The following is a 22022-nucleotide window of genomic DNA, read 5'->3' as shown; positions in this document are numbered from 1 at the left end:
CTTCTTTCAGACTTATGGCATAATGCGCGGTTTGTCATATCTCTTTTCAGGATACGCCTGTGTTAGTTTCCAGTAACGTCACCATGCAGTTCGGCAGTAAGCCGTTGTTTGAAAACATTTCCGTCAAATTCGGCGGCGGCAACCGTTACGGCCTGATTGGCGCGAACGGTAGTGGTAAATCCACCTTTATGAAGATCCTCGGCGGCGACTTAGAGCCGACTTTGGGTAACGTTTCCCTCGATCCCAACGAGCGCATTGGTAAGCTGCGTCAGGATCAGTTTGCCTTTGAAGAGTTCACTGTGCTGGATACGGTGATCATGGGGCATAAAGAGTTGTGGGAAGTGAAGCAGGAGCGTGACCGCATCTATGCTTTGCCGGAAATGAGTGAGGAAGACGGCTATAAAGTGGCCGATCTGGAAGTTAAATACGGCGAAATGGACGGTTACTCTGCGGAAGCTCGCGCCGGTGAACTGTTGCTTGGCGTGGGAATTCCAGTGGAACAGCACTACGGCCCGATGAGTGAAGTTGCTCCTGGCTGGAAACTGCGTGTGCTTCTGGCGCAGGCGCTGTTTGCTGATCCGGATATTCTCCTGCTCGACGAACCGACCAACAACCTCGACATCGACACCATTCGCTGGCTGGAACAGGTGCTGAACGAGCGTGACAGCACCATGATCATCATCTCGCACGACCGTCACTTCCTTAACATGGTCTGTACCCACATGGCGGATCTGGATTACGGCGAGCTGCGCGTTTATCCGGGTAACTACGATGAGTACATGACGGCGGCGACCCAGGCGCGTGAACGTCTGCTGGCCGATAACGCCAAGAAGAAAGCGCAGATTGCTGAGTTGCAATCTTTCGTTAGCCGCTTTAGCGCCAACGCCTCGAAATCTCGCCAGGCAACTTCGCGCGCGCGCCAGATTGATAAAATCAAACTGGAAGAGGTGAAAGCCTCCAGCCGTCAGAACCCGTTCATCCGTTTTGAACAGGATAAGAAACTGTTCCGTAACGCGCTGGAAGTGGAAGGTCTGACCAAAGGGTTTGATAACGGTCCACTGTTTAAAAATCTCAACCTGCTGCTGGAGGTCGGTGAAAAACTTGCGGTACTGGGTACCAACGGCGTCGGTAAATCAACGCTGCTGAAAACGCTGGTGGGCGATCTGCAACCGGACAGCGGCACCGTAAAATGGTCTGAAAACGCGCGCATTGGTTACTACGCCCAGGACCACGAATATGAGTTTGAAAATGATCTGACCGTGTTCGAATGGATGAGTCAGTGGAAGCAGGAAGGCGATGACGAGCAGGCGGTACGCAGCATTCTCGGTCGTTTGCTGTTCAGCCAGGACGACATCAAAAAGCCAGCTAAAGTGCTTTCCGGTGGGGAAAAAGGGCGGATGCTGTTTGGTAAGTTAATGATGCAGAAGCCGAACATTCTGATCATGGACGAACCGACCAACCACCTGGATATGGAATCCATCGAGTCACTGAACATGGCGCTGGAACTGTATCAGGGCACGCTGATCTTTGTTTCACACGACCGTGAGTTCGTAAGCTCCCTGGCGACCCGCATTCTGGAAATCACCCCGGAACGCGCGATCGACTTTAGCGGTAATTACGAAGATTACCTGCGTAGTAAAGGGATCGACGCTTAATTCCCCGCCGTCTTTCATGCGGCAGATGCATTGGCTTCACCTGTTCACCCCGGTCACTTACTTATTTAAGCTCCCGGGGTTTACAGGTTTGCTGCCTTCCTGCAGCGTGAAATACTGAGGTAAAGGATTCGATGGCTGGACCGGGTAAGGTGCAGTCGCCTCCCGGCCCCGGTAATGATTTAACGCATCCATTCACTCCCTTCAACACCATTGACCAGCAGCGTGCGTTTTTCTTCCAATGGTAATGACACTTTCAGTGCACTCCATGCAGGACGATAATCCCCGCGCGCGTTGACTTTCAGGTTGATGGTCGCCCCATCGCAAACCATTTCCCATTCCACCCAAAGCGCATTACCAGTTTGGTAGCCCCAGCTTTCGCCATCGTCTTCAAACAGCAGGCCGGACGTTGTGCCCACACCTTTCAGCGGGAACAGTTTCAGTTCGCGGGTATCGTCTTGTTCTGCGCTCACATAGGTGATGCGTTTGCTGAGCGGTAGACCAGCCCCGGCACGAACCATCAGCGGCAGTTTCTCCAGCGGTGCGTCGAGGGTGATCCACTGACCGCCACTGAACCATTCGCCGTTGTAGAAATCGTACCAGCCAGTTTCGTTATCTGGCAGCCATACACGGCGCTGGCGCTCGCCTTGCTCTACGACGCTGGCAACCAAAATATCGCGACCAAGCAGGAAGTCATCACACTCTTCAAAAGTCTGAACGTCGTGCTCGTGGTCAAGGAAAGTCGGACGTAGCATTGGTTCATCATCGGCGTATGCCTGCCACATCAGGGTATAAAAGTAGGGCAGCAGGCGATAGCGCAACTCAATAGCGCTGCGGATCGCCGGAGTGACGCCCGGATACATCCACGGTTCGTTTACGGTATGGTCATCGTTCCATGAGTGAATCGTAAAGCGCGGATGCATCACGCCGTTTTGTACCCAGCGTACAAACAGTTCCGGGTCCGGCTTATCACCGGAGAAACCGCCGACGTCGTGACCGAGGTTATACAGCCCGGAGAGGCTCATCCCCAGACCCATGCGGGTGTTGTAGCGCAGAGTGTCCCAGCTAGTGCGGTTATCGCCACTCCAGGTCTGCACGTAGCGCTGCATTCCCGCGCAGCCGGAGCGGGAGATCAAGTACGGACGTTTTTCCGGAGCGAAACGCTGCTGGGCTTCCATCGAGGCTCGCATCATCAGCAGTGGCATCACTGGGCGAATATGTTTGATCGCGATCGTCTGACCAAAGCCGTGACAGCGTGCTTCACCGTCCCATACTTCGAATTCGTTGTTGTCGTTCCAGGTGGAGTCGATACCCATCTCCAGAAGCTGTGTGGTCACGCCTTCCTGCCACCACTGGATGGTCTGCGGATTAGTAAAGTCGAGGTTAGAACCTTCGTCATCCCAGAAGCTGGAACGTTCTGGTTCATCTGTTTCTGAATCACGGATGAACAGTCCTCTTTCTGCCACTTCGTTATAGCGTGGGTGATCCTGCAACAGGCACGGCTTGATATTGGCGGCCAGGTGCAAACCAGCATTGTGAAATGCCTGGCTCATCACTTTCGGCTGCGGCACTTTGTCGTAGTTCCAGTTGAACACATAGCGTTTGCCGTTAATTGAGGTATAACCGGAAGAGAGCTGGAACGAATCGCAGGGAATTGCATGTTCTTCACACAGGCGGATAAAGTTCATCAACTGATTTTGTGCGTCCGGCGCATCGGTGTAGTGCATAGTTGAACCGCTGTAGCCCAGGCTCCATTTCGGTCCGAACAGGGTTTTTCCGGTCAGGCGTACGAAGGCTTTGGTGATATCAAGTACGCGTTCGCCGGTAAACAGGTAGTAGTCGATATCACCCGCTTCCGCCTGCCAGCGGCGATAGGCGGTGTGGTAGTTGTCGATCTCGTTGCCCAGATCCAGCCAGCAGCTGCTGAGGTTGTCATAAAACAGGCCGAAGCTAATGTCATCGCGGCGGGTGATGGTGAATGGAATGTGTTTGTACAGCGGGTCAGTACTAACGGCGTTGTAGCCCATCGCGTCGAGGTTACGCATCTCGTAACGTTTACCGTTGCGTTGCAGATCGCCGGCTTTATCTCCGAGGCCATAAAAGCGTTCATCTTTACGACGGCTCTGATAGTGTGCCACGCCATCGCCGTGGGCATTCAGCAGATAAGCGCTGGTCGGGCGGTCATTCACCAACGGCAGCCATTCGCCTTCGTTGTTACGATAGTGCCACTCCAGCCACAGCGGCTGGTGAACGGTTGCACGCAGTGACTCGGTGGCGATAACCACGGTGTCGTCGTGCTGGATCACTGTCCACGCGGGCAGGCTAAAGCCGCTGAGATCTTCGCGGCTGCGCCCTTCCCATGGCACATCCTGCGCCGGAGCAATGCTCCAGGTGCGATCTAGCGCCAGCTCGCCTTTGCGTTTTAACAGCACGCGGAACAGATTTTCTTCCAGCACGTACAGGCACAGGATATGCTGGCCATCGACCAGCAGTTCAACGTGGTGGGCAGACTGTTTGTGCAGGGTCCAGTTTTTCAGCGTTTTCATGTTTACATCCACTCTCAGGCGCGTTTTGCGCGACGTTCAGCAATAAAGGTGACCAGGAAGAAAGCGCCAATCAGGTCAAAGAAGCCCATGGCGATAAACAGGGGGTTAAAGCCGATTTTGTCAGCGGTAACCCCGATAATCAGGGAGAACAGGAAACTTGCGATCCACGCGGCAGAACCGCGCATGCCGTTAACAGTGGCCATCTGACCTTTGTCGAAGGATTCCACCACCAGTGCGCTCAGCATGCAGGAGATGATCTGGTGACCGAAGCCGCCGATGGAGATAAGGACGATGGCGATATACGGGTTATTGGTAAAGGCCATCACCGCCAGCGAAACCATCAAGAATGCGCCACTGACCGATGATGCGACAACGGAGTTCACACGACTCAGCCCAAACAGGCGGGTGTAAAGTTTGGTCAGATAGCCGCTGGCAATACTGCCAAGATCAGCGGCGAGGAACGGCAACCAGGCGAATAATGCGATCTGCTTCAGGTCCATGCCATAGGTTTTGGACAGGTATAGAGGCACCCAGAAACTCATCACCGCCCACGCCGGTTCTGCCATAAAGGCCGGGATAGCGATACCGTAAAAGCGTTTATTTTTGCCCACGGTTTTCAGTGCGGTCAGAAAGGGTAACTTGACCGGGGCGCTTCGTTATCCTGGCGAATAAAGTCCAGCTCGGCTTTGCTGAGGTTAGGATGCTTATCCGGGCTGTGATAGAACGCCCACCACAGCACCACCCACAGCATCGCCAGGATGCCAGTGAACATAAATGCACCCTGCCAGCCGAATGAAGCGTGGGCAAAATAGATAATCGGTGGGGCCAGCATGGCACCGATGGAAAAACCGACGCCTGCCCAGCCTGCGGCGATCGGGCGTTCTGATTTTGGAAACCATTCACCGATGGTTTTGGCGTTTGCTGGGGTTGCCGCGGCTTCCGCACCGCCCATAAAGAAGCGCAACAGCGCCAGATGTACCCAGTTTCCCGCCCCCGCATGCATCAGACAGGCCAGTGCCCACAGTCCCGCGCAGATCATAAAGCCCAGTTTGAGGCCAATGACGTCAATCAGCCATCCGCACAACGGTTGGAATAGGGTATAGGCGAGCTGGAAAGCACCTACAATCCAGGAATATTGTTCGGTGGTAATCCCTAGGCTGCTTTTCAGTTCGGGGGCGAGAATACCCAGCGAGTTACGCGTGATGTAGTTGACAGTAACACCGAGCAAAAAAAGGACCAGTATCCACCAACGCAGATTTTTGACGATATGGCGCGGTTTACTGGCAGTCATATCGTTATTGATACCCTGACTCATATGCACTCCACAGAATGGTATAGGGTTTGTGCGGCAACGTCAGAATGGAGTTGTTACACCACTTTTAACTTTTTGATAAATAAAGTCTTTATTGTTCGTTTTTCCATTATTTTTGTATGGAAGTTGTTCTACCAATTCACAGTAAGAGACCCTAAAAGCGAAAGAAAGCGGGTTTTGTGCACGTTTTTCCATGAGTGACTGATATACATTACTGAAATGGATTTAATGCCAGACAGAATGGGCTTTTTTGCTCATGAAAATTCTGTCATTTCCGAATTAGAGGCAGATCACAAAATGGACAAGAAGCTGAAAATCGCCGATATCGCCGCACGTACCGGGCTATCGCCGAGTACGGTTTCGCGGGTGCTGGCTGGCAAAGCGAATACCAGTGCACGCGCTCGCGAACAGGTGCTGGCCTGCGCGCGTGAGTTGGGCGTGATGGATGGCATGGCAGCAGGTCGTATGTTGCTGAACAACCTGATTATTTTCGCGCCGCAATGCGCTTTTGACCAACGATCTGATATCTTTTATTACCGTGTGATCCAGAGCATCAGCAAAGCGTTATCGCCGCATGAAGTGCGGCTGCGTTACTGCGCGCTGGAGGAGTTTGACAGCGATCCCGCGCTCTTTCTCTCGCGGATGAATGAAGCAGATACGCAGGCAGCGATCCTGCTGGGGATTGACGATCCGCACATCCATGATCTGGCCGCCGATCTCGCTAAGCCTTGTGTGCTGATCAACTGCCGTGATGAACGAATGCGCCTCCCGGCGATTGCGCCGGATCATCGGTTAATTGGCGCGTTCGCCGCCCGCTATCTGTTTGAAATGGGTCACCGGGAGGTGATGAATGTGATGTGCCTGCGCCGCTACACTATGGAGCAGCGGTTTGCAGGGATTAAAGAATCATGGCGTCAGCATAATCTGGCCTTTCACCATGACCGTCATTTGCTGAATATCAGCAGTTTTAGCGCTAAAGAAGCGGAAGAAAAGGTCGGAGCGTGGCTGGATGCCGCCAATGGCAAGACGTTGCCGACGGCGTTTCTGGTCGGCGGGGATTTTATGGCGGCGGGAACGGTAAATGCGCTACATCGTCGTGGTCTGCGCGTACCACAGGATGTCTCGGTGATGAGTATCGACGGCTTTAACCTTGCGGCAATCGAGGATGTTCCCCTGACGGCTGTGCATGTGCCACGCGATGAGCTAGGCAATGAAGCGGTGCAAATGTTGCAACAGCGGCTGATTCGCCCGGATGCTCCGGTGGGCTCGCTGCTGCTGCACGGACGATTGGCGGTGCGGGAGTCAGTGCGGCGGGTTCGCCCAGGAAAAGGGAACACCGCCGTGGAACGGGAAGGGCTGTACGACACTCAGCTGTCGATTCCCAACGCTCGCTTACCGTGAATGTTGAGGTCGGCAAGCGTAAAGCGTCCTTCCCAGTTTGTTTCATAGTCCTCGCGCGGGAAGTCGCCCGGCGATGCGCCTTTTTCCAGTGCGGCCTTCACCTTGTGCGCGTAGGCAAGATTTTTCTCGCACATTGGTGCCGCAGGAATGTACATCACGTTGCCCCAACCCTGTTGATTTTCAACGGGGGCAACGGAATGGATGACGTCGCAGTGCCACCAGACGGAGTCTCCGGCCTCGAGTTTTGGAATGCTGGTTAACGCCTCAATTAACAGTGGATGCCATTGCTCTGATACCGGCAACACTCTTCCGGGCGCTACGCCGCACAGTTCATCCTCCGGCACATCATCAAGCAGCGGACGTAACAGTACGTACGCCATGGCTTCAGGAATGGGCACAACGTGCAGCAGCCCCTGACCAGGCAGCATATTAGAGAGCGCTGTCCAGCCTTGGAATGTCCGAAACACGGAACATTTGGTGGTGTTGTCCACCGTGTACTCTTCAACTTCCGTACGATGTGCCGCATGCCAGGGATCATATTGCGCCAGATTGCCATTAAAGACGTTGGCGAAAACGCGCTGATACGCTGGAAGCAGCCAGCGTTCCAGCGCCCCGGAGTCGGTATGCGCTCCAAGACCTTTGGAGGTCGTTCCGGGCGGACGGCGGCGGATACGGTCAGGGTAGATGACGCTCACATCCGGGTTAAACCATTGCTTTCCATCACTTTCAAATGTCCACAGACGATTGAGAAACGACTGCGCATTCGCCATTTCTTCACTCTGGCGGGCCTGCATTTGCGCCTGCGACCAGTAGATGGGGTAAATCTCGGGACGTGAAGCGCTGAGCGTCCCGAAGAAATTATCGCCGGGGCCTTTGTAGACCTCGTCAAAGCGGTTGCGGTCCAGATAGTCCAGCATCGACTGATCCCAGCCTAGCGCTTGTTCGCGGGGGAAATGGCCTTTTATCACCGCACAACCGCGACGTTTAATCTGTTCGCGCTGCTCTGCAGTAACATGACCTGCTTTGATATCGGCATAAGACAGCACCGGCCAGACGGCATCGCCCTGTGCTTTGAGTGCGTTGATTTCAGCCACTCGCGTGGCAATGTCATCGCTTAGCTGATTAAAGATCTGCTGGACGTCGCCAAGCTGCGCCCGCAGCGCGTGCTTCATCTGACGGATAGCTGCTTTGTGATCGGCAGGCAATGTGTCGCTGGTAAAAGTAGAAGCCATAACCACCTCTCATTAACTTTCATTCGAAACCATTCTGATTTGCATGCGACAATATAAGTTATAAATAAGTTAATGCAAGTTTAATGATTTGATGTGATGTACAGGATGTAAAAAGAAGGGAAAACCGGAGCGCACGGCTCCGGTAGAGAGGTCAGCTGTTAAAAGGGGATGTGTTATCCAGCACCGCCTGAATCACATTCAGCGCGCCTTCATGATTATTATCATCGGTAGCGTAACGGGCGATTTGTTTAATGTTTTCCGCAGCATTGCCCATCGCAAAGGAATAACGCGCCATTTTCAGCATCTCCGCATCGTTACCGCTGTCGCCAATCGCTACCACATTTTGCGGTGACAGATCCCAGCGTTTCAGTAACCGCGAAATACCGTTTGCTTTATGTAGACCGGGAATAATCAGGTCGATAAAGCCAAAACCACTGGTGACGGGTTTCATAATGCCATTGAGCGCTATGTGCAGTTTGTCGATCACTAACGGGATTTGTTCATCTGGCAGGTTGAGCGAAAACTTGAACAGTACGTCGTCAATCTCCTGATAATCTTTTACAGCTTTCAGGCGATGGTAGTGTTTTGCCATCAGTGCGACAAATGCTTCGGGGGCATTTTCGCTGACATATGCACTTTGCAGACCGCAGGCGACAAAATTGAGTTGCTTATCTTTTAGCAACTCGCCAATAACAATCCGCGATTCATGTCGGGTCAGTTCGCCGTGGAACAGTTGCTTGCCATGTTCGTAAACCAGTGCGCCGTTTTCCGCGACAAAAGAGATCTCATCCTTTAGCTCAGGAAAGAACGAAATAAGCTGGTAATACTGATTACCGCTGGCGACAACGAACTTAATGCCGCGCTTTTTCAGTTCCTGATATTGCGCCATAAAACGTGGTTGGTTGTACGTTTTGGCGTCGTTAAGAAAAGTACCGTCCATGTCTGTGACGATAACTTTTACGCTCATAGGTGTGCTCCTGGCTCGAAAATGAAACCGTAACAGTGTAATAACAATGTGACGCAGAGCACAAATTATATTTCGAATGAAAGTAAGGATGAAATTGATGATGTGAATGATTTAGCCCGGCGACGACGCCGCCGGGCCGAGGAGATTACAGCATATGTTCAGTACGGGCGATGATATCGTCCTGTGCGTCTGGAGAGAGCGCGGTGAAGAAGGCGGAATAGCCCGCGACACGCACTACCAGATCGCGGTACTGATCCGGATGTTTTTTCGCCTCCAGCAGCGTTTCGCGGGAAACGATGTTGTACTGAATATGCCAGCCTTTATGCACTTCAAAGAAGGTACGCAGCAGGATCATCAGTTTCTGCTTGTCAGATTCGTTCTCCAGCGTTGCCGGATTCAGTTTCTGGTTGAGCAACACGCCGCCGAGAATCGCTGCCGTAGGCAGTTTACCCACTGAGCCAATGACCGCAGTAGGGCCAAGATGGTCAGTACCGGAGGCCGGGCTTGCGCCTTCTGCCAGCGGGGTGTGGGCTTTACGCCCGTCCGGTGTTGCCATAGTTTGCGCGCCAAACGGTACGTTAGCGGAGATAGACGAGGTACCCGCGTAATAGTTGCCGCCAACCGGACCACGACCGTAGCGCGGGTTATGGTACTGTTTCAGTTCGTCGATATAGGTCTGATAAGCGCGAGCCAGCAGCGTATCGACGGTATCATCGTCGTTGCCGTACTTCGGCGCACCGTTAATCAGCCGCTGACGCAGTTGCTCATGAGTCAGGCCATCGAAGTCATCCGCCAGTGCGGCAGCCAGCTGTTGCTGACCAATCGCGCCCTGTTCAAATACCAGTTTCTTCACTGCCGCCAGGCTGTTGCCGAGGTTGGCAATGCCAACCTGCAGGCCAGAAACCCAGTCATATTTCGCGCCGCCTTGCTTGATACTTTTCGCTCGCTCAATACAGTCATCCACCAGCGCCGAGCAGAGAATATCGTGCACGTTCTCTTCCAGCATGGTGTCGACGACATATTCGATTTCGATTGATTTACGCGTGTAATAACGGATTTGCGTATCCCACGCGTCCATTACTTCATCGAAATTGTTAAAGTTGCCTGCCGACAACGCTTTTTCTTGTGGCAGGAACACTTTGCCGCTGGTGGCATCACGCCCGCCTTCCAGCGCCGCCAGCATCACGCGGGCGAAGTTGATAAAGCTCATGCCGGTACAGCGATAGCCCCATTTGCCACCGACGGCGGTTTCGATACAACCAATCGCTGCGTAGTCGTAAGCGTCCTGCGGTTCAATACCGAGTTTAATAAATTCCGGGATCACGATTTCGTCGTTGTTGAACGCCGGCATCCCGAAGCCGCAACGGATCACCTGTACGCAGGCGTCGAGGAAATCATTACTCATTCCTGCATGGTAACGCACGCTGAGGTTAGGCTGAGTGGAACGCAGGCGACCGCAGGATTCGAGGATAGCGTAAGAGAGTGGATTCACCGCGTCCATTGGTTGACCATCAACCAGAGTTTGTCCGCCAATGGTGACGTTCTGATACAGAGGACTTCCCGCAGAGGCTTTTGAGTGTGAGCCGGAGCGGATCTTGTTCACTTCCAGCAGTTTCAGCCAGCAGCTATGCAGCAATTCGATGGCGTGTTCGCGATCCAGTGTCTGGTTGAGTTCAACGTCGCGGCGATAGTACGGGTAGAGATACTGGTCCATACGACCAAACGATACCGAGTGACCGTTAGATTCGATCTGCAATATCAATTGGATGAAGTAACACAGTTGCAGCGCCTGCCAGAAAGTCTGCGGCGGCTGGTGGGCGATAAGATCGCAGTTTTCTGCTATCGCCAGCAGTTCATCGCGACGGCTTTCGCGGGTTTCGGTCGCGGCCATTTCACGCGCCAGGGCTGCAAAACGTTCAATGTGTTCGCTGACTGCCACCAGCACGATATCAATCGCTTTCAGGAACTGTTCGCCGTGCAAATCTTCCAGTACCGTCAGATTGATGCGCGAGCGACGTTCCGCTACTTTCTCGCGCAGACCATCAAGACCTTTTTCCAGCAGCAGCGGGAAATTCACCGCCAGGTGCGCATCGCCGGAGGTCATATTGCCTTCCGCTTTAATGATTCCGGTCGCCAGCAGACCTTTTTGCTCATCGGTAAACATGCCGTAGCAGCGATCCTGTACGGTCTGACCGCGCCACCACGGGCACACTTCATGCAGAACGCGTTTGTTCTCTTCGCTCACCGCAAAGCCAGCACCGGGACGATCTGCCAGATCATCAATCTCTTTTTCGATCCACGAGACAGTATATTCCGGGAAGATCGGCGCGGCGCGAACTTCGCTTGCCTGGTTGCCAATGATCAACTCATCGTGTTTGATCCAGATGGTGCGATTCGCCAGGTGATGCGCCAGTGCCAGCGCGCGACGTACCGGGATCGGCTTATCGAGATGTTGTTGATACATCTCGGTATAGTGCTGCGCGCGCTCGGTACAGACTGGCGGTTTCACAATATGCACCAGCGCATTTTTGTGCGCTTTAATGCGGTCGCTGAGCGTGTCCAGTTTCAGTGTGGTCATGGTTGTTATCCTCGTAAGGTCGCGGTTAACCCTTTCTGGCAGGCATACTGCTGGGCAAAGTCGAGCAGTTCTGGCGCATCAAGCGGTTTTTCCGGGGCGTCATAGGGCAGATTAAGTAAGTGATATTTGTTGATGCCTAGCGTGTGGTAGGGCAGGAAATGAATTTCGCCAACGTGCAGCTCGTCGGCGGCAAAATCGGTAATAGCTTTTACAGAGGTTTCGTCGGCATTAAAGCCCTGAATCAGCGGCACGCGGATAATGATTTTTTTGCCCGCTGCGGCGAGTTTTTTCAGGTTATCCAGCACTCTGGCGGCGTTACCGTCGGTCCACTGTTTAAACGGCGCGTCGGCAACGTGTTTTAAATCGGCAAGAAACAGATCGATATAGGGCAGAGAAGGGGCGATATATTTCCACGGCACATGCAGACAGGTTTCTACCGCAGTATGAATGCCTGCCTCGTGGCTGGCTTGCAGTAGCGCCATCGCCATTTCCGGCTGCATAAAGGGCTCACCACCCGAAAGCGTTAAACCGCCGCCGCTGCGATCGTAAAACGGTTTATCGCGCAGAACGGTCGTCATGATCTCCTCAACGCTTTTCACTTCACCACACACGGTTAATGCCTGTGTCGGACAGCAGTCGGTTAACGCCGTCAGATGCTCCGGGGTTAACTTTTCCCGATGAATAAGCAAACCATTCAGCGCGCGCTCAATCACTTCCGGCGCGGCCTTAGCGCACAGCTCGCAGCCTTCCAGACACAGTCGTGCGTCATACAGCAGATCCTGCGTGCGGGCGCGGCTTTCCGGGTTCTGACACCAGCGGCAGCCCAGCGAACAGCCTTTAAGAAATACGACCGTGCGGATACCGGGGCCATCATGGGTCGAGTAGCGCTGAATATTGAAAATCATAGTTGCCTCTCTGTTTCGTTCAAACATTAAAATACTTTCGAATGAAAGTTAGATTGATGTGCGTCAACTGTTCAGAGAGTTTTCCCGTGATAGTCTACATTCAGACAAAAAGTACATTTTGAGGATGGTTATGGAACTGTATCTGGATACTTCAGACGTTGTTGCGGTGAAGGCGCTGTCACGTATTTTTCCGCTGGCGGGTGTGACCACTAACCCAAGCATTATCGCCGCGGGTAAAAAACCGCTGGATGTTGTGCTTCCGCAACTTCATGAAGCGATGGGCGGTCAGGGGCGTCTGTTTGCCCAGGTAATGGCTACCACTGCTGAAGGGATGGTGAATGACGCACGTAAATTGCGTTCTATTATTGCGGATATCGTGGTGAAAGTTCCGGTGACCGCCGAGGGGCTGGCAGCTATTAAGATGTTAAAAGCGGAAGGGATTCCAACGCTGGGAACCGCGGTATATGGCGCAGCACAAGGGTTGCTGTCGGCGCTGGCAGGTGCGGAATATGTTGCGCCTTACGTTAATCGTATTGATGCTCAGGGCGGTAGCGGCATTCAGACTGTGACCGACTTACACCAGTTATTGAAAATGCATGCGCCGCAGGCGAAAGTGCTGGCAGCGAGTTTCAAAACCCCGCGTCAGGCGCTGGACTGCTTACTGGCAGGATGTGAATCAATTACTCTGCCACTGGATGTGGCACAACAGATGATTAGCTATCCGGCGGTGGAAGCCGCTGTGGCGAAGTTTGAGCAGGACTGGCAGGGAGCGTTTGGCAGAACGTCGATTTAACCGGACGTTCTGCATCCTCATAAATTGCTGATGACGTGGCGGAGTGCACCGATGCCTGCCGCGCTTGGAAATCTGTGCCCGAACCGTAGGCCAGATAAGGCGTTCACGCCGCATCTGGCGTCTGGAGCAAATGCCTGATGCGACGCTTGTCGCGTCTTATCAGGCCTGGAGGTGGCAATTACTGCCCGCACACCTCACACCCCGGATTGCGCATCAGTTTCATTTCGCGAAACTGACAGGTCATCGCATCGTACATGACGATTTTCCCGCTGGTCGGTTTGCCATAACCTGCCAGCAGTTTGATCGCTTCCATTGCCTGCAACGAACCAATTACGCCGATCAACGGTGCCATCACGCCTGCTTCTACGCAGGTTAATGCGTTCTCGCCAAACAAACGGCTAAGGCAGCGATAGCACGGTTCGCCGTCCTGATAAGTGAAGACCGTGATTTGCCCTTCCATACGAATTGCCGCGCCGGAAACCAGCGGCACCTTCGCGGCAAAACAGCCTGCGTTCAGTTGATTACGTACCGCAACGTTATCCGTACAGTCGAGCACCAGATCGTGTTCAGCAATCAATGCTGCAAGTTCTGCGTCATCTAGCAGTGCATTGACTGGCGTAATCGCGATATGTGGGTTGATCCGCGTCAGGGCGTCACGGGCGGATTCCACCTTCGGTTGCCCGACCGTGGCATCACTGTGCAGTGTCTGGCGTTGCAGATTCGAGAGCGAAACCGTGTCGAAGTCGAGCAGCGTCAGGTTGCCGACACCGGCGCTTGCCAGATACAGCGAAGCTGCGCAGCCGAGTCCACCGAGGCCGACGATCAGCACACGAGAATCTTTTAGCGCCTCCTGACCGTCAAAATCAAAACCGCGCAGAATGATTTGCCGGTTGTAGCGCAGCATCTCCTGATCGCTGAGTTCCGCCATTACAGGCCTCCGAACAACGCGTTAAACGGTTCTACTTCCACCCATTCGCCCACGTCCACATTGCCGCGATCGCGTTCCAGCACGATAAAGCAGTTGCCGAGACTAAAGGAGCTAAATATATGTGAACCCTGATGTCCGGTGGTCGTCACTTCAAGTTCACCGTCGGCGTTGCGTTGCAGCACGCCGCGCTGGAAATCAAGACGTCCTGGCGTTTTTTTCAGGCGGGACGCTGTGCGTACGCGCTGGCGCGCGGGCAGGCCGCTGGCGGTGTTGCCGCTTAGTTTTGCCAGCAAAGGCTGTACCAGTTGATAGAAGGTCAGCGTCGCTGAAACCGGGTTGCCCGGCAGGCCGCAGAACCAGCTATTGCTGAGTTTACCGAACGCGAACGGTTTACCTGGTTTAATCGCCAGCTTCCAGAAGGCGATCTCCCCCAGCTCTTCAAGAATCGTTTTGGTGTAATCCGCTTCACCCACTGAAACACCGCCGGAACTGATCACTACATCCGCCTGGCTGTCGGCTTCAATAAATGCGGCGCGCAGGGCATGGGGATCGTCGCGGATAATCCCTAAGTTGATTACCTCGCAACCCAGCTGTTCTAACATCAGGTGTACGGCGAGACGGTTGGTGTCGTAGATTTGGCCGTCGCCCAGCGGCTGACCGGGCAACTGGAGTTCATCACCGGTAGAAAAAAGCGCTACACGCACTTTACGAATCACCGGAACTTCGGCAATCCCCAGTGAAGCAATTACTGGCAGCTCTGCGGTAGTCAGGCGAGTTCCCGCCGGGAAAACAACCGCACCTGCAGAGATATCTTCACCGCGACGGCGAATATTTTGCCCGCTACGCACTTCAGCAGTAAAACGCACGCCATTGTCCGTTTGTTCAGTCTGCTCCTGCATCACCACCGCTTCGCAGCCTTCCGGCACCGGCGCACCGGTCATAATACGAATGCAGGTGCCCGCAGGCCATTCACCATGATACGGCTGACCGGCAAAGGATTTACCGGCAACGGGCAGCGGTTGCCCGGAGGCAATATCGGCTAAACGCACCGCGTAGCCGTCCATTGCGGAGTTATCAAACCCCGGAACATCAAGCGGCGAAACGACATCGCTCGCCAGAATACGACCAAAACACTGTACCAGTGGCAGCGTTTCCTGGGCGGTCAGTGGGGTGACGCGAGAAAGCATCTCATTAAGCGCGGTGTCGAGCGACATCAATCCGGTGGTAAATTCCATGAAAACACTCCTGCGGAGGCAAAATCGAATTTGCCTATTATGTCAGAAAAACGCCACAGACTGTATGCCACCTCGGGCGTAGCGTTGGCTCCTGCCTTTACATGCCATATCCATCTTTCTATATTCAAAAATTGAATGAGTAATTCATAAAAATTCTGATATTTATAGCAAAAGTGGCGAGCCACCCTTAATGGACGAATACTATGGGCAAAGCAGTCATTGCAATTCATGGTGGCGCAGGTGCAATTAGCCGCGCGCAGATGAGTCTGCAACAGGAATTACGCTACATTGAGGCGTTGTCTGCCATTGTTGAAACCGGGCAGAAAATGCTGGAAGCGGGCGAAAGTGCGCTGGATGTGGTGACGGAAGCGGTGCGTCTGCTGGAAGAGTGTCCACTGTTTAACGCCGGAATTGGCGCTGTCTTTACGCGTGATGAAACCCATGAACTGGACGCCTGTGTGATGGATGGTAACACCCTGAAAGCCGGTGCGGTGGCGGGCGTTAGTCATCTGCGTAATCCGGTTCTTGCCGCCCGGCTGGTGATGGAGCAAAGCCCGCATGTGATGATGATTGGCGAAGGGGCAGAAAATTTTGCGTTTGCTCGTGGCATGGAGCGCGTCTCGCCGGAGATTTTCTCCACGCCTTTGCGTTATGAACAACTACTGGCAGCGCGCAAGGAAGGGGCAACCGTCCTCGACCATAGCGGTGCGCCACTGGATGAAAAACAGAAAATGGGCACCGTGGGGGCCGTGGCGTTGGATTTAGACGGCAATTTGGCGGCAGCCACGTCCACAGGCGGAATGACCAATAAATTACCCGGACGAGTTGGCGATAGTCCCTTAGTGGGTGCCGGATGCTACGCCAATAACGCCAGTGTGGCGGTTTCTTGTATCGGCACGGGCGAAGTCTTCATCCGCGCGCTGGCGGCATATGACATCGCCGCGTTAATGGATTACGGCGGATTAAGTCTCGCGGAAGCCTGCGAGCGGGTAGTAATGGAAAAACTCCCTGCGCTTGGCGGTAGCGGTGGCTTAATCGCTATCGACCATGAAGGGAATGTCGCGCTACCGTTTAACACCGAAGGAATGTATCGCGCCTGGGGCTACGCAGGCGATACGCCAACCACCGGTATCTACCGTGAAAAAGGGGACACCGTTGCCACACAGTGATGAACTTGATGCCGGTAATGTGCTGGCGGTTGAAAATCTGAATATTGCCTTTATGCAGGACCAGCAGAAAATAGCTGCGGTCCGCAATCTCTCTTTTAGTCTGCAACGCGGTGAGACGCTGGCAATTGTTGGCGAATCCGGCTCCGGTAAGTCAGTGACTGCGTTGGCATTGATGCGCCTGTTGGAACAGGCGGGCGGTTTAGTACAGTGCGATAAAATGCTGTTGCAGCGGCGCAGTCGCGAAGTGATTGAACTTAGCGAGCAGAGCGCTGCACAAATGCGCCATGTTCGCGGTGCGGATATGGCGATGATATTTCAGGAGCCGATGACATCGCTGAACCCGGTATTTACTGTGGGTGAACAGATTGCCGAATCAATTCGTCTGCATCAGAACGCCAGTCGTGAAGAAGCGATGGTCGAGGCGAAGCGGATGCTGGATCAGGTACGCATTCCTGAGGCACAAACCATTCTTTCACGTTATCCGCATCAACTCTCTGGCGGGATGCGCCAGCGAGTGATGATTGCGATGGCGCTGTCATGCCGCCCGGCGGTGCTGATTGCCGATGAGCCAACCACCGCGCTGGATGTCACTATTCAGGCGCAGATCCTGCAATTAATCAAAGTATTGCAAAAAGAGATGTCGATGGGCGTTATCTTTATCACTCACGATATGGGCGTGGTGGCAGAGATTGCCGATCGGGTACTGGTGATGTATCAGGGCGAGGCGGTGGAAACGGGTACCGTCGAACAGATTTTTCATGCACCGCAACATCCTTACACCCGTGCGCTGTTAGCTGCTGTTCCGCAACTTGGTGCGATGAAAGGGTTGGATTATCCCCGACGTTTCCCGTTGATATCGCTTGAACATCCAGCGAAACAGGCCCCCCCCATCGAGCAGAAAACGGTGGTGGATGGCGAACCTGTTTTACGAGTGCGTAATCTTGTCACCCGTTTCCCTTTGCGCAGCGGTTTGTTGAATCGCGTAACGCGGGAAGTGCATGCCGTTGAGAAAGTCAGTTTTGATCTCTGGCCTGGCGAAACGCTATCGCTGGTGGGCGAGTCTGGCAGCGGTAAATCCACTACCGGGCGGGCGTTGCTGCGCCTGGTCGAATCGCAGGGCGGCGAAATTATCTTTAACGGTCAGAGAATCGATACCTTGTCACCCGGCAAACTTCAGGCATTGCGCCGGGATATTCAGTTTATTTTTCAGGACCCTTACGCTTCGCTGGACCCACGTCAGACCATCGGTGATTCGATTATCGAACCGCTGCGTGTACACGGTTTATTGCCAGGTAAAGACGCGGCTGCACGCGTTGCGTGGTTGCTGGAGCGCGTGGGCCTGTTACCTGAACATGCCTGGCGTTACCCGCATGAGTTTTCCGGCGGTCAGCGCCAGCGCATCTGCATTGCTCGCGCGTTGGCATTGAATCCAAAAGTGATCATTGCCGACGAAGCCGTTTCGGCGCTGGATGTTTCTATTCGCGGGCAGATTATCAACTTGTTGCTCGATCTCCAGCGTGATTTCGGCATTGCGTATCTGTTTATCTCCCACGATATGGCCGTGGTAGAGCGGATTAGTCATCGTGTGGCGGTGATGTATCTCGGGCAAATTGTTGAAATTGGTCCACGGCGCGCGGTCTTCGAAAACCCGCAGCATCCTTATACGCGTAAATTACTGGCGGCAGTTCCGGTCGCTGAACCGTCCCGACAACGACCGCAGCGTGTACTGCTGTCGGACGATCTTCCCAGCAATATTCATCTGCGTGGCGAAGAGGTGGCAGCCGTCTCGTTGCAATGCGTCGGGCCGGGGCATTACGTCGCACAACCACAATCAGAATACGCATTCATGCGTAGATAACATTCAGGCGGAGAATAAAATGGCAAGAGCTGTACACCGTAGTGGGTTAGTGGCGCTGGGCATTGCGACAGCGTTGATGGCATCTTGTGCATTCGCTGCCAAAGATGTGGTGGTGGCGGTAGGATCGAATTTCACCACGCTCGATCCGTATGACGCGAATGACACGTTATCTCAGGCCGTAGCGAAATCGTTTTACCAGGGGCTGTTCGGTCTGGATAAAGAGATGAAACTGAAAAACGTGCTGGCGGAGAGTTATACCGTTTCCGATGACGGCATTACTTACACCGTGAAATTGCGGGAAGGCATTAAATTCCAGGATGGCACCGATTTCAACGCAGTGGCGGTAAAAGCGAATCTGGACCGGGCCAGCGATCCGGCGAATCATCTTAAACGCTATAACCTGTATAAGAATATTGCCAAAACGGAGGCGATCGATCCGACAACGGTAAAGATTACCCTCAAACAGCCGTTCTCAGCGTTTATTAATATTCTTGCCCATCCGGCGACCGCGATGATTTCACCGGCAGCGCTGGAAAAATATGGCAAGGAGATTGGTTTTCATCCGGTGGGAACCGGACCGTATGAACTGGATACCTGGAATCAGACCGATTTTGTGAAGGTGAAAAAATTCGCGGGTTACTGGCAGCCAGGATTGCCCAAACTGGACAGCATAACCTGGCGTCCGGTGGCGGATAACAACACCCGCGCGGCAATGCTGCAAACCGGTGAAGCGCAGTTTGCTTTCCCCATTCCCTACGAGCAGGCCACACTGCTGGAGAAAAACAAAAATATCGAGTTGATGGCCAGTCCGTCAATTATGCAGCGTTATATCAGTATGAACGTGACGCAAAAGCCGTTCGATAACCCGAAGGTCCGTGAGGCGCTGAATTACGCCATTAACCGTCCGGCGCTGGTGAAAGTTGCCTTTGCGGGCTATGCAACGCCAGCTACTGGTGTGGTACCGCCAAGTATCGCCTACGCGCAAAGTTATAAACCGTGGCCTTACGATCCAGTGAAAGCGCGCGAATTACTGAAAGAGGCGGGATATCCCAACGGTTTCAGTACCACGCTGTGGTCGTCACATAACCACAGCACCGCGCAGAAAGTGCTGCAATTTACCCAGCAGCAGTTAGCGCAGGTCGGGATTAAAGCCCAGGTGACCGCGATGGATGCCGGACAGCGGGCGGCAGAAGTTGAAGGTAAAGGGCAAAAAGAGAGCGGCGTGCGGATGTTCTACACTGGCTGGTCGGCTTCAACCGGCGAAGCGGACTGGGCGCTATCGCCACTGTTCGCCTCGCAAAACTGGCCACCGACGCTGTTTAATACCGCATTTTACAGCAATAAACAGGTGGACGACTTCCTGGCTCAGGCACTGAAAACTAATGATCCGGCGGAAAAGACCCGCTTGTATAAGGCGGCGCAGGATATCATCTGGCAAGAGTCGCCGTGGATCCCGCTGGTGGTAGAAAAACTGGTGTCGGCACACAGTAAAAACCTGACCGGTTTTTGGATCATGCCAGACACCGGCTTCAGCTTTGAAGACGCGGATTTGCAATAAGCAACGCAGGGAGTGGAATGCTTAATTACGTTATCAAACGCTTACTGGGGTTGATTCCGACGCTGTTTATCGTCTCGGTGCTGGTGTTTTTATTTGTGCATATGCTGCCCGGCGATCCGGCGCGATTGATTGCCGGGCTCGAAGCTGATGCGCAGGTTATAGAACTGGTGCGTCAGCAGCTGGGGTTGGATCAGCCGCTGTATCACCAGTTCTGGCACTATATCAGCAATGCTGTGCAGGGGGATTTTGGCCTGTCGATGGTGTCGCGTCGTCCGGTTGCCGATGAGATTGCCAGCCGCTTTATGCCAACGCTGTGGCTGACCATAACCAGTATGGTCTGGGCGGTGATATTTGGTATGGCGGCGGGAATTATCGCCGCCGTCTGGCGTAATCGTTGGCCGGATCGATTGAGTATGACCATTGCGGTGTCGGGGATCTCGTTTCCGGCATTTGCGCTGGGGATGCTTTTAATTCAGGTATTCTCCGTTGAACTGGGCTGGCTGCCTACCGTGGGAGCAGACAGTTGGCAGCACTACATTTTACCCTCCCTGACGCTCGGCGCGGCAGTGGCAGCCGTGATGGCGCGCTTTACCCGCGCGTCGTTTGTCGATGTTTTAAGCGAAGATTATATGCGTACCGCGAGGGCGAAAGGGGTGAGCGAAACCTGGGTTGTCCTCAAACACGGGCTACGTAACGCGATGATCCCGGTAGTGACCATGATGGGCTTACAGTTTGGCTTTTTGCTCGGTGGTTCTATCGTGGTGGAGAAAGTTTTCAACTGGCCCGGACTTGGACGCTTACTCGTTGACTCCGTAGAAATGCGCGATTACCCGGTGATTCAGGCGGAAATTCTGCTTTTCTCGCTGGAATTTATTCTTATCAACTTAGTGGTGGATGTGCTTTACGCCGCCATTAACCCGGCTATCAGGTACAAGTAAGGATGCGACTATTTAACTGGCGACGTCAGGCGGTGTTAAACGCCATGCCACTGGTCAAACCTGACCAGGTGCGTACACCGTGGCATGAATTCTGGCGACGATTTCGCCGTCAGCATATGGCGATGACCGCCGCATTATTCGTTATTTTATTGATTGTGGTGGCCATTTTTGCACGCTGGATCGCTCCCTATGACGCCGAAAATTATTTTGATTATGACAATCTGAATAACGGACCTTCTTTGCAGCACTGGTTTGGCGTCGATTCACTGGGGCGCGACATTTTCAGCCGTGTCCTGGTTGGTGCGCAAATCTCGCTGGCGGCGGGCGTGTTTGCCGTGTTTATCGGTGCGGCGATCGGGACGTTGCTGGGCTTGTTGGCTGGATATTATGAAGGCTGGTGGGATCGGCTGATCATGCGCATTTGCGATGTGCTGTTTGCCTTCCCGGGTATTTTACTGGCGATCGCTGTTGTTGCGGTGTTGGGAAGCGGCATTGCTAACGTGATTATCGCAGTCGCCATTTTTTCCATCCCCGCGTTTGCCCGACTGGTGCGCGGCAACACGCTGGTGTTGAAACAGCAAACCTTTATTGAGTCAGCACGCAGTATTGGTGCCAGCGATATGACCATTTTATTGCGTCATATCTTGCCTGGGACCGTCTCGTCTATCGTGGTGTTTTTCACCATGCGCATTGGCACCTCGATTATCTCTGCCGCCAGCCTGTCATTTCTCGGCCTCGGTGCGCAGCCGCCGACACCAGAGTGGGGAGCAATGCTCAATGAGGCACGAGCGGATATGGTTATCGCGCCGCATGTCGCTGTTTTTCCGGCCCTGGCTATTTTTCTGACCGTACTGGCGTTCAATTTGTTGGGCGATGGTTTACGCGATGCGCTGGATCCGAAAATTAAAGGATAGTTACGTTTGAATATTGCTTGAAAGGGTAATCACCTC

General features: G+C 53.6%; 15 protein-coding genes and 1 pseudogene. 8 read left to right on the top strand and 8 right to left on the bottom strand.

Translation table 11 applies throughout. The features are described from left to right. Positions 1 to 59: 59 nt before the first annotated feature. A complete protein-coding gene (locus tag C1P89_RS11375) occupies positions 60 to 1655 on the top strand; it encodes an ABC-F family ATPase (protein WP_000961455.1) in 1596 nt (531 codons plus the stop codon). Between the two features lie 179 nt (positions 1656 to 1834). Here C1P89_RS11375 and C1P89_RS11370 read toward each other — a convergent pair whose 3' ends face one another. Together C1P89_RS11370 and C1P89_RS11365 are read right to left on the bottom strand one after the other, a co-directional pair. Further along, complete coding sequence (locus tag C1P89_RS11370) at positions 1835 to 4198, bottom strand: glycoside hydrolase family 31 protein (protein ID WP_000854255.1); 2364 nt, start codon at positions 4196 to 4198, stop codon at positions 1835 to 1837. Between the two features lie 14 nt (positions 4199 to 4212). Continuing rightward, positions 4213 to 5513, bottom strand: a pseudogene (locus C1P89_RS11365) (MFS transporter). Positions 5514 to 5750: 237 nt separating this feature from the next. Here C1P89_RS11365 and C1P89_RS11360 point away from each other — a divergent pair. Then, positions 5751 to 6911 (top strand): LacI family DNA-binding transcriptional regulator, encoded by a 1161-nt coding sequence (locus C1P89_RS11360; protein ID WP_000505358.1) that lies wholly within the window; start codon positions 5751 to 5753, stop codon positions 6909 to 6911. Here C1P89_RS11360 and C1P89_RS11355 read toward each other — a convergent pair. From C1P89_RS11355 to C1P89_RS11340, 4 genes are all read right to left on the bottom strand, one after another. Further along, entirely contained in the window at positions 6878 to 8143 is a 1266-nt protein-coding gene (locus C1P89_RS11355) for a DUF1479 domain-containing protein (RefSeq protein ID WP_000168806.1), read from the bottom strand. The two genes, C1P89_RS11360 and C1P89_RS11355, sit on opposite strands and share 34 nt — an antisense overlap. Positions 8144 to 8294: 151 nt before the next feature. Then, the gene (ybiV, locus tag C1P89_RS11350; protein WP_000114268.1) at positions 8295 to 9110 is read right to left on the bottom strand and encodes a sugar-phosphatase YbiV; all 816 of its coding nucleotides are present in this window, start codon (positions 9108 to 9110) and stop codon (positions 8295 to 8297) included. A gap of 145 nt (positions 9111 to 9255) precedes the next feature. After that, the gene (locus C1P89_RS11345; RefSeq protein WP_000209327.1) at positions 9256 to 11688 is read right to left on the bottom strand and encodes a glycyl radical protein; all 2433 of its coding nucleotides are present in this window, start codon (positions 11686 to 11688) and stop codon (positions 9256 to 9258) included. 5 nt (positions 11689 to 11693) lie between these two features. Next, positions 11694 to 12593, bottom strand: coding sequence for a glycyl-radical enzyme activating protein (locus C1P89_RS11340; RefSeq protein ID WP_001295295.1), 900 nt, complete (start codon positions 12591 to 12593; stop codon positions 11694 to 11696). A 130-nt stretch (positions 12594 to 12723) separates the two neighbouring features. On the opposite strand from C1P89_RS11340, the gene fsa reads away from it, so the two are divergent. Further along, on the top strand, positions 12724 to 13386 hold the full coding sequence (fsa, locus tag C1P89_RS11335) for a fructose-6-phosphate aldolase (RefSeq protein ID WP_001295294.1): 663 nt from the start codon (positions 12724 to 12726) through the stop codon (positions 13384 to 13386). 178 nt (positions 13387 to 13564) lie between these two features. Here the strand turns inward: fsa and moeB are convergent, their stop codons facing one another. Together moeB and moeA are read right to left on the bottom strand one after the other, a co-directional pair. Further along, entirely contained in the window at positions 13565 to 14314 is a 750-nt protein-coding gene (gene moeB / locus C1P89_RS11330; RefSeq protein WP_000829207.1) for a molybdopterin-synthase adenylyltransferase MoeB, read from the bottom strand. Beyond that, entirely contained in the window at positions 14314 to 15549 is a 1236-nt protein-coding gene (moeA, locus tag C1P89_RS11325; RefSeq protein WP_000397361.1) for a molybdopterin molybdotransferase MoeA, read from the bottom strand. Before moeA ends, moeB begins: the two co-directional genes overlap by 1 nt. A gap of 203 nt (positions 15550 to 15752) precedes the next feature. On the opposite strand from moeA, the gene iaaA reads away from it, so the two are divergent. The 5 genes from iaaA to gsiD are packed head-to-tail and all read left to right on the top strand — an operon-like array spanning position 15753 to position 21986. After that, positions 15753 to 16718: a beta-aspartyl-peptidase gene (iaaA, locus tag C1P89_RS11320; protein WP_000513772.1), complete on the top strand. Its 966-nt coding sequence runs from the start codon at positions 15753 to 15755 to the stop codon at positions 16716 to 16718. Next, entirely contained in the window at positions 16705 to 18576 is a 1872-nt protein-coding gene (gene gsiA, locus C1P89_RS11315; RefSeq protein WP_001296993.1) for a glutathione ABC transporter ATP-binding protein GsiA, read from the top strand. The genes iaaA and gsiA overlap by 14 nt, the downstream gene beginning before the upstream one ends. 19 nt (positions 18577 to 18595) lie before the next feature. After that, entirely contained in the window at positions 18596 to 20134 is a 1539-nt protein-coding gene (gsiB, locus tag C1P89_RS11310; RefSeq protein ID WP_000090144.1) for a glutathione ABC transporter substrate-binding protein GsiB, read from the top strand. Positions 20135 to 20151: 17 nt separating this feature from the next. After that, on the top strand, positions 20152 to 21072 hold the full coding sequence (gene gsiC / locus C1P89_RS11305) for a glutathione ABC transporter permease GsiC (protein WP_000936024.1): 921 nt from the start codon (positions 20152 to 20154) through the stop codon (positions 21070 to 21072). Between the two features lie 2 nt (positions 21073 to 21074). Continuing rightward, positions 21075 to 21986, top strand: coding sequence for a glutathione ABC transporter permease GsiD (gsiD, locus tag C1P89_RS11300; RefSeq protein ID WP_001236044.1), 912 nt, complete (start codon positions 21075 to 21077; stop codon positions 21984 to 21986). Positions 21987 to 22022: the final 36 nt, after the last annotated feature.

The organism is Shigella sonnei (assembly GCF_002950395.1).
Lineage (GTDB): Bacteria > Pseudomonadota > Gammaproteobacteria > Enterobacterales > Enterobacteriaceae > ECMA0423.
This window is presented reverse-complemented; position numbering and strand designations above follow the sequence as displayed.

Coding starts and splice junctions, on each gene's coding strand:
- C1P89_RS11370 (WP_000854255.1), bottom strand. CDS start 4,198: ATGAAAACGCTGAAAAACTGGACCCTGCACAAACAGTCTGCCCACCAC.
- gsiD (WP_001236044.1), top strand. CDS start 21,075: ATGCGACTATTTAACTGGCGACGTCAGGCGGTGTTAAACGCCATGCCA.
- gsiC (WP_000936024.1), top strand. CDS start 20,152: ATGCTTAATTACGTTATCAAACGCTTACTGGGGTTGATTCCGACGCTG.
- C1P89_RS11345 (WP_000209327.1), bottom strand. CDS start 11,688: ATGACCACACTGAAACTGGACACGCTCAGCGACCGCATTAAAGCGCAC.
- gsiB (WP_000090144.1), top strand. CDS start 18,596: ATGGCAAGAGCTGTACACCGTAGTGGGTTAGTGGCGCTGGGCATTGCG.
- C1P89_RS11360 (WP_000505358.1), top strand. CDS start 5,751: ATGGGCTTTTTTGCTCATGAAAATTCTGTCATTTCCGAATTAGAGGCA.
- C1P89_RS11355 (WP_000168806.1), bottom strand. CDS start 8,143: ATGGCTTCTACTTTTACCAGCGACACATTGCCTGCCGATCACAAAGCA.
- moeB (WP_000829207.1), bottom strand. CDS start 14,314: ATGGCGGAACTCAGCGATCAGGAGATGCTGCGCTACAACCGGCAAATC.
- moeA (WP_000397361.1), bottom strand. CDS start 15,549: ATGGAATTTACCACCGGATTGATGTCGCTCGACACCGCGCTTAATGAG.
- C1P89_RS11340 (WP_001295295.1), bottom strand. CDS start 12,593: ATGATTTTCAATATTCAGCGCTACTCGACCCATGATGGCCCCGGTATC.
- iaaA (WP_000513772.1), top strand. CDS start 15,753: ATGGGCAAAGCAGTCATTGCAATTCATGGTGGCGCAGGTGCAATTAGC.
- fsa (WP_001295294.1), top strand. CDS start 12,724: ATGGAACTGTATCTGGATACTTCAGACGTTGTTGCGGTGAAGGCGCTG.
- ybiV (WP_000114268.1), bottom strand. CDS start 9,110: ATGAGCGTAAAAGTTATCGTCACAGACATGGACGGTACTTTTCTTAAC.